We start from the raw sequence: 12,847 nt of genomic DNA on the forward strand, positions 1-12,847 counted from the left end.
GTACTATACCATCCCTAACGTATATTTAATATTTAGTTAATATAGCATTTCATATGCATCTGCAAGTTCATATTGTTTGCCACAATTATCCTTAAAAATAATTTATCAAAATCAAATATATTATTTTATACAAAAAGATAATATTCTTTTCGATTAATGCATTAATGAAAGAAGATAGATAGATTAATACCCCCAAGAGGAAGTTTAAAATTTTAGTAAAGTTAATCAAAGTCCAAAACTTCTATGACTTCCTCAAGAGAAGTTGTTCCATTAAGGACTTTGGCAAGGGCATTTTTCATCATTGGTTCAAAGTTTTGGTCTGCTAAGGCCTGGTTTAATTTCTCCTTATTTAGGGGAGTTGTCTTTATGATTTCTTTTATTTGCCTATCAATGAGGATAACTTCTTCGACAGCCTCTCTACCCAAGTAGCCATTGGTACATTTAGGACAGCCTTTGGGTCTAAAGATTTTTTGGTCTTTGTCGATTTCGATATACTTCTTTAGAATTTCATATTCATAATCTGTTGGGATATCTTCTATCTTGCAGTCGCAAAGCTTACGGACTAGCCTTTGACTTGCTAACAGGCTTAGGGCAGAAGTTAGGAGGTAGTTCTCGATTCCCAAGTCCTCAAGCCTTATTACTGAGGATATTGCATCTCTGGTGTGAAGGGTGGTTAGGACAAGATGACCAGTAATTGCTGCCCTTATTGCTATTTGAGCAGTTTCTATGTCCCTTATTTCACCAATCATAATTATGTCTGGATCTTGCCTGAGAATTGACCTTAGTGCCTTGGCAAAGCTTAGGTTGATTTTGGTATTTACTGCTACTTGATTGACACCTTCTATCTTGTATTCTACGGGGTCTTCAACAGTTATGATGTTTTCCTTACCAGTGTTAAGTTTATTTATTAGGGAATAGAGGGAGGTAGATTTACCAGAACCTGTAGGACCTGAAAAGATTATCATTCCAGATTTTTTGGTAAGATTTTTTGAGATTTTTTCTTTTGATGGTTCAGAAAAACCGAGGAGATTTTTAGTTTTTTCAAAAACATTAACTGATAAGATTCTAATAACTAATTTTTCCCCGTTTACTGTATTGATAGTTGATAACCTAAAGTCTATGTCGGTAAATTCTATAAGTTTGAGGTTAGCATCTTGGGGTAGTCTTCTTTCTGCTATATCCATCTGAGCCATTAGCTTGATTTTTGTTAGGAGCTTCTCATAGTTTCCCCTAGCAAGTCTCATATATTCGGACAAGACTCCATCAATTCTCATCCTTATTTTCCCATAACTTTCAAAGGCCTCTATGTGGATGTCGCTTGCTCTTTTTTCTATAGCAGCTCCTAGGAGGTCTCTTACAAACTTATCGATATTTGTACTTATTTCTCTTTCGTCTGCCATTAGTTGCTCCAATATTTATCATCCAAAGCCCTATACCTTATTGCCTCAAGGAGGTGATTTTGGCTAATTTCATCACTTTGGTCTAGGTCAGCTATTGTCCTTGCCATTTTGATCACCTTATTGAAAGATCTTACTGAAAAATTGTATTTATTGAAAGCTATCTTGGCTATTTTTTCTACATCTTCACTTAGGTGAATGTATTTTTTCATTTGGTTAGTATTTAGCTCGGAATTTGTTGAAATTGGTTCATCCCTGTACCTTTCTCTTTGGATATTCCTAGCTAGGACTACTTCTTTTTTGAGGTCTTTAGATGATTTTGATTTGCTATCATCCTTCAAGTCCTCGTATTTTACAGGTTTTATTTCAATATGGATGTCGATTCTATCGAGGATTGGAGAGGATATCTTGTTTAGATAGCGTCTAATTTCATTAAAAGAACAGGTGCATTCCTTGAGGGGATTTCCATAATTGCCACAAGGACAAGGATTCATGGCGGCAACTAGGATAAAATCGGCAGGATATTTGACTGAAGCTTGGGATCTTGCTATATTTATTTCCTTATTTTCTAAGGGTTCACGCAGGGCTTCAATTACATTTTTCCTATATTCTGGAAATTCGTCCAAGAGAAGAACTCCCTTGTGGGCTAAGGTAATCTCTCCAGGTCTTGGGACAGAATGACCGCCACCAATGAGGGCAACTTCGCTTGATGTGTGGTGGGGAGCCCTGAAAGGACGCTCATTTACCAAGTGCCCACTTTCAAGCAGTCCCATGACTGAATAGATTTTCGTAACTTCAACTTTTTCATCAAAGGTCATATCTGGTAGGATTGTTGGTAGATGTTTGGCAGAAAAAGTCTTACCAGAACCTGGTGCACCAATCATTAGGACGTTGTGGTTGCCTGCGGCTGCTATTTGGAGGGCTCTTTTGAGGTTCTCTTGCCCCTTTAGGTCTTTGAAGTCATAGGGATAGGATATTTCCTTGTCTATTTTACTTAAATCTACATGGTAGGGGCTTTTGCTGGTTTCCTTGTTTATGTAGGAGATTATATCGTTTAAATTGTCAAAAGGATAGATTTCTACATCAGAAATTATGGCACACTCGTCCTTATTGGCATCAGCAAGGATAAATTTACTAAAACCAAGTTCACGCATAGCTATAACCATGGCAAGAGCACCCTTTATTGGGATGATCCTACCATCAAGGGAAAGTTCTCCTAGGAAAATATAATCTTCATAGGGAAGAGTGATAACTCCCATGGATGCTAAAAGAGAGATGGCAATGGGAAGGTCTAGCTGAGTACCTTCTTTCTTGAGATCTGCTGGGGAGAGATTTATGGTAATCCTTCCTGCTGGGAATTTATATCCTGAATTGATGAGGGCGACTCTTACCCTATCCTTGGCTTCCTTGATTGAAGAGTCAGGAAGACCTACTATATTAAAGGAAGGAAGTCCTGATGTTATATCAGATTCGACTTCCACCAATTTTCCATCAAGACCAATTAAAGTTGTAGTATTAGTTTTTGAATACATTGTTATCACCTAATCCTAGTATATTTTGGTATTTTAAGAAGTCCTCGTGGGGATTGGCAGTATATGATACATAGTCCCCATTCATATCTGTAAAACCAACAAAACCACAGTGAAGAAGCTGGTGGTCTAGGTTGAACTTGTGTTTGATGTTGCCGTAGACTGGATCTCCCAAGATTGGATGGTTGATGTGGGTCATGTGAACTCTTATCTGGTGGGTTCTCCCAGTTACAATCTTAACCTTGACTAAGGAAAAACCATCCCCTTCTTTAATAACTTCGTAGTGGCTTATGGCTTTTCTGCCAGAAGGTCTAACAGCCATCTTTCTTCTGTTGTGTGGATCCCTATCCATAAAAGTTTCTATTGTCCCAGTTTTTTTATCAAAATTACCGAAAACTATGGCGTAATAAAGCTTATCGACCTTTCTTGTTTCAAACATCGTCTTAAAATATTTGTAAGAATCGTTATTTTTCGTAATGGCTATAAGACCAGTTGTATCCTTATCAAGTCTATGGACAATCCCAGGTCTATCATCTCCACCAATATGAGATAATCCGTCATAGCCATATCTTTCCAAAAGACCATTGACTAGAGTACCTTTTACAATTTTCCCAGCTGGATGGACTATAACATCTTCATCCTTGTCGATTATCGCATAGTCTTCATTTTCAAAGACGATTTTAAGGTTCATCTTCTCTGGTAGGATTTCGGGTACATCAAAGAGCGAATCACAAATTTCTATCTCATCACCTTCGCTTAGCTTAAAGCTTGGCTTTATAATTTTGTTATTTACTTTTATTTTCTCATCCTTGATGAAGTCTTTAATCTTTTCTCTAGGAATTTCTTCCAGCTCATCAGATATAAACTTATCAATTCTAATTATTTCATCTGCAATCATTATCATGTCTTTATTATATCATCTAAGACTTTAATCTTAAAATAATTTCTAGCTTAGAAATTAATGCATCGGTTGTAAATAACAATCCTTTAGGAAAGTACATAAATAAATAGAAAAATTTATAGGGCTATAAAACGTCAACTTATAACCTACACAAATCTATAAATCATAAAAAATCAATAAAATATGATAATAATTATTTAGTTATTCTATTGTTTATTGAAAGTAAGGGATGAACCTTTTGTGAGGGTAGAGCAAATAAAAAAGCTTAGTTTGCAAAGACTTGGATTTGTTCTATAATTATTATAGTGATTAAAATTATAAAGGAGAGAAAATGAAATTTATTTCATGGAATATTGATTCCCTAAATGCAGCCCTAACAAGTGATTCAAATAGGGCGAAGATGACTAGGGAAGTTCTTGAAACTATAAAGAAAGAAAATGCGGATGTAATTGCCCTCCAAGAAACAAAATTGCCTGCTTCAGGCCCTAACAAAAAGCACAAGGAAAAGCTAGCTGAATTATTTCAAGCTTATGATTATGTGTGGGTTTCATCAAGAGAAGACGCTAGAAAGTCTTATGCTGGAACGATGACTCTCTATAAGAAGGGTCTTAGCGTTAAGGAGACTTTTCCTCAAATTGATGCACCAGATACTATGGATGTGGAAGGAAGGATAGTAACCCTTGAGTTTGATGATTATTTCTTTACCCAAGTCTATACTCCAAATGCAGGCAATGGTCTAGTAAGGCTTAGTCAAAGGCAAGTATGGGATGAAAAATTTGCAGATTATCTAGCTAGCCTTGATAAGATAAAACCAGTAATTGCGACTGGAGATTTCAATGTCGCACATACTCCAATTGACCTAGCTCATCCAGAAAACAATACAAGATCTCCAGGATTTACAGATGAGGAAAGGTTGGGTTTTAGTAATTTATTAAAAAGAGGTTTCACTGACACCTTCAGATACCTAAATAAAGACCTCAAGGGAGCTTATACTTGGTGGGCTCAGAGGGTTAAGACAAGTAAGATTAACAATTCAGGCTGGAGGATAGATTATTTTATTGTTTCTGATAGAATAATTGAAGATGTCAAATCATCAACCATGATAGATTCTGGAGATAGACAAGACCATACGCCAATTATGCTTGTGATAAGAGAAAAACTGGCCTAGAGCTAGTTTTTTTGTGGAAAAATTTAAAGACTTCTAGTGGAAAATTTTATTTATAGAAAAAGAAAAGCAATTTGAGTATAATAGACAAAGATTAAAATATAAAGGAAGATTTATGGAGAATTTTAATATACCAGAACATGTTGCCATAATTCTTGATGGAAATGGGAGATGGGCTAAGAAAAGATTTATGCCTAGAACCTTTGGTCACAAGAATGGGGCAGATAATGTTGTAGATATTTGCCTATATGCTAAGGAGAGAGGGGTCAAATATGTTAGTCTTTATGCTTTTTCTACAGAGAATTGGAAAAGACCTGACGAAGAAGTTGGCTACCTGATGAAGTTGATTATTAAATTTTTGAATGATAAGCTTAGGATTCTTATGAATGAGAATTGCAAGGTTCAATTTTTGGGTAATCTCGATATTTTGCCAGAAGCAACCAAGCAAATATGCTTAGATACTATCGGAAAAACTAGGAATAATGATGGGATAACCTTAAATATAGCCCTAAATTATGGGGGCAGGGCAGAGCTTGTTCATGCTTATCAGAAAATGATTGAAGATGGTGTGAGAAAGGAAGATATTAATGAGGAATTGATTTCTTCTTATCTCTATACTAAGGGTCAACCAGATCCAGATTTATTGATTAGACCTGGTGGAGAGTTGAGGTTATCAAACTTTCTCATCTACCAACTAGCCTATGCAGAATTGTATTTTACAGATACCTTGTGGCCTGACTTCACTAGGGAGTCTTTTGATGAGGCTTTGGAAGAATTTGCTAGAAGAAATAGAAGATATGGCGGTTTGTCATGAACTTAGTTAATAGAGCCATAGGTGGAGGGATTATCCTTTTCTTATTGATTCTTATAACATATCTTGGGAAAATTCCACTAGCTCTTGGAGTTTTGATTTTTTCTTATATTGCCTTACATGAAATGAAGGATGCCTTGGCAAAGATTGACCTTAGACTTCCCACAAAGTTATTGTACCTAACCAATACTTTGATAATGGTAGCAGCCTTTGTAAATAATTCTGACCTTTACATAGCCAGTCTTGTGGTTTCAGTCTTGGTTATGATGATTTATATAATTTTTAATGAAAAACATAGCCTTTATGACGGCTTTGCAACATCCTTTGTATTGCTTTATGTATCATTTTTGATGAGTCATATTCTGAGGATTGGAGATATTAATTACGTTTGGCTTTTATATATTACTGCTTGGGGGTCTGACACCTTCGCCTACCTTGTTGGATCAACTATAGGCAGGCACAAGATTGACCTTATAAGACATATTAGTCCTAACAAGACCATAGAGGGGTCTATTGGTGGGATAATTGGCGCTTGCATTTTAAATGTGATTTTTGTAAAGGAGTTCCACCTAGGAGTTGGGATTTATGAAGTAGTTATTTTCACGGTTCTTGCAGCTATTTTATCGCAAATTGGTGATTTGATAGCCTCATATATCAAAAGAAAAACAGGTGTCAAAGACTTTGGTCATATAATTTATGGCCATGGGGGTATCCTAGATAGGTTTGATTCTATGCTATTTATTGCTCCAGTCTTGTATCTTTTTTCAATATTTTAAGGAGATTTGATGATTAAAATTATTATTGCCATAGCGATGTTCTTGTTTTTGATATTAATTCATGAATTTGGACATTTTATTGTGGCTAAGTTATCTGGGATAAGGGTAAATGAGTTTGCCATAGGAATGGGACCTGCCTTTTATTCCAAGCAAAAGGGCGAGACCCTTTATTCTTTGAGAATGATTCCCATGGGTGGTTATTGTGCCATGGAAGGGGAGGAAGAGGAAAGTTCTGATCCGAGAAGTTACGATAGGGCAAGGCCTATAAGCAAGTTTCTTACTATTCTTGCAGGTCCTATGATGAACTTGATTTTAGCAAGTGTAATATTTTTTGTGGTTGGTCTTAATACTGGAGTTACCACAACTAGCATAGGAAATTTCACTGACAATTCTCCAGCTAAGCAAGCAGGCATGGAAATAGGAGATGAGGTTGTTGAAGTAAACCATACAAAGATAGAGAAGTTTTCTGAAATATCTGCCATAGTTAATGCTTATTATAAGGATAGTGATATTAAAGAAAAAATTGATGTTAAGGTTTATAGGAAGAGTTCTGGCAAGGAAATGACATTTTCTATTGCACCACAAAAAGAAAATGGTAATGTATTTTTCGGAGTAGAATCTCAACTTAGAAAAGCAGGAGTATTGGAAGCTATAAAGCTAGGCCTTGTGGAAACTATTAAAAATATCATCATGATTTTTGTGATTTTAGGTAGGCTATTTACTGGTAAAATCGCCTTATCAGCCTTATCTGGTCCTGTAGGAGTTGTAAAAGAGTTAGGCAATCAAGCACAAAATGGTCTTATGAGTCTTTTGTACTTTTTAGGATATATTAGTGTAAACCTCGGAGTTTTCAATCTCCTTCCAATACCAGCCCTAGATGGGTCAAAGCTTGTTTGTGCCATCTATGAGATGCTAACAGGAAAGACAGTTAATAAAAAAATCGAAGAAAAAGTTACTATAGGTGGTTTTGTCGTTCTAATCGGCTTAATCATACTAATTTCTATTAAAGATATTATTTCATTATTCTAAAGGAGAAAAAATGAGAAAGAAAACTAAGAAGATTTATGTAGGAGACGTTGCAGTTGGAGGTAACTCTCCTATTTCTGTTCAATCAATGACAACAGCTAAGACAAGCGATGTTGATGCAGTTGTTGAGCAAATTAATGCTCTTGAAGAAGCAGGTTGTGATATAGCAAGGTCTGCTATAAATTCTATTGAAGATGCTAAGGCAATTGGGGAAATTAAGAAAAGAACGAACCTTCCCCTAGTGGCCGATATCCAATTTGATTATAAGCTTGCTCTAGCTGCTGTAGAAAATGGATGCGATTGTCTAAGATACAATCCTGGAAATATTGGTGGCTCTGATAAGGTTAAGCTTCTTGTTGAAAAATGCAAGGAGAAAAAAATTCCTATAAGAATTGGAGTAAATTCTGGTTCGATTTCAAGAAAAGTTGTAGACAGGTTTGGAGGAGTAAATGCCGATTCACTTGTGGCGTCTGCTCTTGAGGAGGTTAAAATCCTCGAAGATCTTGATTTTTACGATATAAAAATTTCTGTAAAATCATCTGATGTTAATACAATGATAGATGCCTATAGGAAACTATCTGAAGCTGTAGACTACCCTCTCCACTTAGGGGTTACAGAAGCAGGTCCTCTCTACCAAGCCCTTGTTAAATCGTCAATAGGAATTGGTTCGCTTTTAAAAGATGGGATTGGAGATACAATCAGAGTTTCTATAACAGGTGATATCTTAGAAGAGGTTAAGGCAGGAAAGGCAATCCTCAAGGCTCTTAACCTAAGACGTGATGGTCTTGATATTGTATCATGTCCAACTTGTTCAAGAACAACAGTCGACCTTCCAAGTATTGTAAAGGAAGTTGAGGAAAAAACTGGAGGCCTTGACATATCATCAAAGGTTGCGATTATGGGTTGCCCTGTAAATGGACCTGGAGAAAGCAAGGAAGCAGATTATGGTATTTCAGCTGCCAATGGAATGGGATTTTTGTTTAAGGATGGAAAGACAATTAAGAAAGTCAAGGAAGAAGAAATTGTAGATACCTTGATAGAAGTTTTGCAAGAAAGTAAAGAAAATGAAAATTGATCTGGCAGATCTAATTGAAATAGAAGCTGGTTTGTTTTTTGTAAGACAGGCAATCTATTACCAGAAAACTAATACCCTAAGCCTTGAAATTGAGGCTATGACCTATAATTTCACAAGAGAAGCAAGGGAGAAACTGTACGATTATTTTTTCTATACTAATCTGGAAATAAATATTTCAAGGACAGATGGTTCTTTAAGCGAAGAAAACAGTGAAGATGAACCGATAGGTTGCGAAAATTTAGAAAAAAAGGGGGAAAAACCTGCTGAATATGAAGAAGAAAGCTATCAAGAAAAGTCCTCTACAGAAACTGAACTTCTTATCAAGGAGAGGGAACAGAAGGTTCGTGATCAGATAGACTTGACTGTCCAAAGTATGCAAGAAGAAAAAAAGGAAGAAATCCTAGTTGAAAATATTAATTTTGGAAAAAAAATAAAAAATGATGTAATAAATATCAAGGATATCTATGAAAGAAAGGGCGTGGCAACTGCATTAATCGGAAAGGTGTACGGGCTTTCAATTTTTGAAACCAAACAAGGATATTTTATCTACACATTTGACCTTGAAGATAAGACGGATGCGATTTCTTGCAAGATATTTGCCAACCAAAAAAATAATTTCAAACTCCAACAATTCAAAAATGGATTAGAAGTTATGGTTGAAGGTGTCCTAAACTATGATGGATACGCTCACGAAGATGTTTTTACTGTTAATTCTATGGTAGATGCCATAATCTCTAAGAGACTTGATACTGCTCTTGATAAAAGAGTAGAGCTTGAAATACATACCAAGATGACCAACTTGGATGGATTTGTAGACAACAAGGATTTAATCAAAACGCTCAAAGCGTGGAAGATGGATGCAGTTGGAATAACAGATACAGAGACCTTGCAGGCACTTCCTGACCTTTACGATGCCTTGGGCAAGGAAGGGATTAAGATGCTTCCAGGAGCTGAGCTTCTTTTGGTTGAAGATGATTTAAGAGTTCTAACCAACCTTTCAAATAAGGAAATTCCTGAAGTTAAAGATATAAAGGAGCAGACTTTTGTTGTTTTCGACTTAGAAACTACAGGCCTTTCCAAATACAAGGACAGGATAACAGAAATAGGTGCAGTAAGAGTTGAAAATGGGAGAATTACAGAAGAGTACAACCAACTCGTAAATCCTGAGATGGTTATTTCTGAAAAGATAACAGAAATAACGGGGATTACCAATGAAATGGTGGCAGATTGTCCTAAAATAGACGAAGCCTTGCCAGAATTTTTAAAATTTTGTGGAGATGCCATCCTAGTTGGTCAAAACACCGACTTCGATGTGGGCTTTGTAAGGGAAAATTGTTACAGGATGGGAATTGATTTTAACCCAATTTATCTTGATACCCTTCCAATGGCTAGGGCACTTTTTTCGGATATGAAGAAGTTCTCCCTAGATAAGATTGCAAGAAAACTAGAAATTCCAGCCTTTAACCACCATAGGGCAAGTGATGATGCAAGGGCAACTGCTCAAATATTTATCAAGATGTTTGATAGAATTATGGCTATGGAGGCAATTGATTTAATAAATATTAATAGCTTAGAAAGCCATTGGCCAAAAGCAAGACATGAGTATTTTTCAGCTACAGTTTATGCAAAAAACAAGGTCGGTCTAAAAAACCTCTACAAGCTTATTTCAGAATCTAGGATGAAATATTTCAATAACGAAGCTAAAACTCCATTATCAGTTCTCGAAAAATACAGGGAAGGGCTGATTGTCGGTTCAGGTGCTGATGAGGGCATGCTCTTTAACTACTTGATAAATAAGAGAAATACAAAAGATATAAATAAATTAAGAGATTTATTTGATTTTTACCAAGTTGCTCCACTCGATATTTTTGCCGATAGGGTCAAGGGGGGAAGACTTAGAGATTTTGACCAAGTTAGGGAAGTTAATAAAAAAATTGTGGATCTAGCTAAGCAAGATAATAAACTTGTTGTGGCAAGTGGAGCTGTAAGATACTTGGAAAAAGATGATTATATATTGAGAAATATCCTTCACAAGGGTCAATACTTCAATTATCATGAATCAGAACCCCTCTACTACCTCAGAACAACTAAGGAAATGATTGATGATTTTTCATATCTAAGTCCCCTTGACCAAGAGGATGTTGTAATAAGAAATCCCAAGAAAATAGTAGAGATGATTGAGGATGTACGACCTATACCAAAGGGAACTTTCCCACCTAAAATCGAAGGCTCAGACAAGGAACTTAGGGAAACTTGCTTTAAGAAAGCCCATTCGATATATGGCAACCCTCTTCCAAAAATCGTTGAGGATAGGCTTAATCGTGAGCTAAACTCCATCATATCCAACGGCTATGCGGTTCTTTATATAATCGCTAAAAAACTTGTAGGTAAGTCTAACCAAGATGGTTACCTAGTTGGCTCTAGGGGTTCTGTTGGTTCATCTTTTGCAGCAACTATGGCTGATATCACAGAGGTTAATCCACTTTCTCCTCACTATATTTGTCCATCATGCAAGCACTCTGAGTTTTTTGAAGAGGACTTACTCGGATCTGGAATTGATTATCCAGATAAGACCTGCCCAAAATGTGGCACCATGATGAAAAAAGATGGACACAATATACCATTCGAAGTTTTCCTCGGCTTTGAGGGAGATAAGGAGCCAGATATCGACTTAAACTTTGCTGGAGAATACCAACCAACAATTCACAAGTACACAGAAGAACTTTTTGGTGAAGGAAAGGTCTTTAGGGCTGGAACAATCGGTGCTATCCAAGACAATACTGCCTTTGGTTATATCAAAAAATATAGCGAGGACTACCAAGTTGAATTTACCAATGCCCAAGTTAGGAAAATTCAAAGGGGACTAAAGGATGTCAAAAGAACAACTGGTCAACACCCAGGAGGACTTATAGTTGTTCCAGATGACATAGAAATTTTTGATATCTGCCCAATCCAATATCCAGCAGACGATGGAAGTGGAGATATAAAAACAACTCACTTCACCTACAACATGATGCACGAAACTCTCCTAAAACTCGACCTTTTGGGTCACGATGTTCCTTCCATAATCAGAGCCCTCCAAGATTTGACAGGGACTAATCCCTTGGAAATCACCATGGGTGATCCAAAAGTTATGAAGATTTTCTCATCAACTGAAACCCTTGACATAAAACATGATTTTTCTAATAATGAGATTGGAACCCTAGGCATACCCGAATTTGGAACGAATTTTGTAAGAGGGATGCTCAAAGATACTTTTCCAACCAAGTTTTCAGAAATGACGAGGATTTCAGGTCTATCTCACGGAACAGACGTATGGCTAAATAACGCCCAAGACCTAGTTCGAAATGGAACTGCAAGCTTTGATGAGATAATATCAACCCGTGATGATATCATGAACGCCCTCATTCAACAAGGACTTGATAAGAAAAAATCCTTCTCCATAATGGAAACAGTCAGAAAGGGTAAGCCTTTATCTGACGAAATCCTTGACTATATGAGGGAGAACAAGGTTCCTGAATGGTATATAGAATCTTGTCTAAAGATTCAGTATCTCTTCCCAAAGGCTCATGCTGTTGCCTATTGCTTGATGAGCTACAGGATTGCTTACTACAAGGTCTACTATCCAGAAGCCTTTTATGCAACATATTTCAATACCAAAATTAACGACTTCAAATATTCTACAATCATAAAGGGACTAGAAAGTATCCAACAAGCACTAACAGAAGTTAAAGATAATTTTGACCTATCCCAGAGAGATAAGCAAGTTAGAACGGTTCTTGAAGTCGCAGAGGAGATGGCAGCAAGGGATATCAAATTAGAAAAGGCTGATATCTACAAATCTCACGCCAGCAAATTTCTCCTAAGTGAAAGGAAAGGATACATTCTACCTCCTCTCTCAGCAGTCGATGATGTGAGCGAAGCCATGGCTTACGACATAGTAAGGGAAAGGGAAAAGGGTGAATTTATATCAATAGAAGATTTGAAAGCAAGAACTTCCATCAACAAAAACGCCTTAACTAGCCTAAAAAACTTTGGCATAATAGATGGTATCCAAGAAGAAAATCAAATGTCTCTATTTGATGGATTGTTTTAAGTAAAATACAGAGAAAATAATTAAAGAGCCGAAAGGCTCTTTTACTTTTGAGAAAAATAAAACCCACATTC

9 protein-coding genes are annotated in these 12,847 nt (G+C 36.5%); 6 read left to right on the forward strand and 3 right to left on the reverse strand.

The window, feature by feature from the left end; translation table 11 throughout:
- Window positions 1-221: 221 nt before the first annotated feature.
- From Q0W95_RS05940 to Q0W95_RS05950, 3 genes are read right to left on the reverse strand one after another with little or no spacing between them, the layout of a single operon-like run.
- A complete protein-coding gene (locus tag Q0W95_RS05940; RefSeq protein WP_297790856.1) occupies window positions 222-1,400 on the reverse strand; it encodes a GspE/PulE family protein in 1,179 nt (392 codons plus the stop codon).
- Complete coding sequence (locus tag Q0W95_RS05945) at window positions 1,400-2,929, reverse strand: YifB family Mg chelatase-like AAA ATPase (RefSeq protein ID WP_297790858.1); 1,530 nt, start codon at window positions 2,927-2,929, stop codon at window positions 1,400-1,402. The genes Q0W95_RS05940 and Q0W95_RS05945 overlap by 1 nt, the downstream gene beginning before the upstream one ends.
- Window positions 2,913-3,830 (reverse strand): RluA family pseudouridine synthase, encoded by a 918-nt coding sequence (locus Q0W95_RS05950; RefSeq protein WP_311516598.1) that lies wholly within the window; start codon window positions 3,828-3,830, stop codon window positions 2,913-2,915. The genes Q0W95_RS05945 and Q0W95_RS05950 overlap by 17 nt, the downstream gene beginning before the upstream one ends.
- Before the next feature lie 328 nt (window positions 3,831-4,158).
- Between Q0W95_RS05950 and Q0W95_RS05955 the strand changes: the two genes are divergently transcribed.
- The 6 genes from Q0W95_RS05955 (at window position 4,159) to Q0W95_RS05980 (ending at window position 12,776) form a co-directional block, all read left to right on the forward strand.
- Complete coding sequence (locus Q0W95_RS05955; protein WP_297790862.1) at window positions 4,159-4,995, forward strand: exodeoxyribonuclease III; 837 nt, start codon at window positions 4,159-4,161, stop codon at window positions 4,993-4,995.
- A gap of 112 nt (window positions 4,996-5,107) precedes the next feature.
- Window positions 5,108-5,806 carry an isoprenyl transferase gene (locus Q0W95_RS05960; protein ID WP_297790864.1) on the forward strand — a complete coding sequence of 233 codons (699 nt, stop codon included), beginning with the start codon at window positions 5,108-5,110 and terminating at the stop codon, window positions 5,804-5,806.
- Entirely contained in the window at window positions 5,803-6,579 is a 777-nt protein-coding gene (locus Q0W95_RS05965; protein WP_297790866.1) for a phosphatidate cytidylyltransferase, read from the forward strand. The genes Q0W95_RS05960 and Q0W95_RS05965 overlap by 4 nt, the downstream gene beginning before the upstream one ends.
- A gap of 9 nt (window positions 6,580-6,588) precedes the next feature.
- Window positions 6,589-7,608 (forward strand): RIP metalloprotease, encoded by a 1,020-nt coding sequence (locus Q0W95_RS05970; RefSeq protein ID WP_297790868.1) that lies wholly within the window; start codon window positions 6,589-6,591, stop codon window positions 7,606-7,608.
- Window positions 7,609-7,618: 10 nt separating this feature from the next.
- Entirely contained in the window at window positions 7,619-8,680 is a 1,062-nt protein-coding gene (gene ispG / locus Q0W95_RS05975; RefSeq protein WP_297790870.1) for a flavodoxin-dependent (E)-4-hydroxy-3-methylbut-2-enyl-diphosphate synthase, read from the forward strand.
- Complete coding sequence (locus tag Q0W95_RS05980) at window positions 8,670-12,776, forward strand: PolC-type DNA polymerase III (RefSeq protein ID WP_297790872.1); 4,107 nt, start codon at window positions 8,670-8,672, stop codon at window positions 12,774-12,776. Before ispG ends, Q0W95_RS05980 begins: the two co-directional genes overlap by 11 nt.
- The last annotated feature ends 71 nt before the right edge of the window (window positions 12,777-12,847 follow it).

It is taken from the genome of uncultured Anaerococcus sp., assembly GCF_947253225.1.
Lineage (GTDB): Bacteria > Bacillota > Clostridia > Tissierellales > Peptoniphilaceae > Anaerococcus.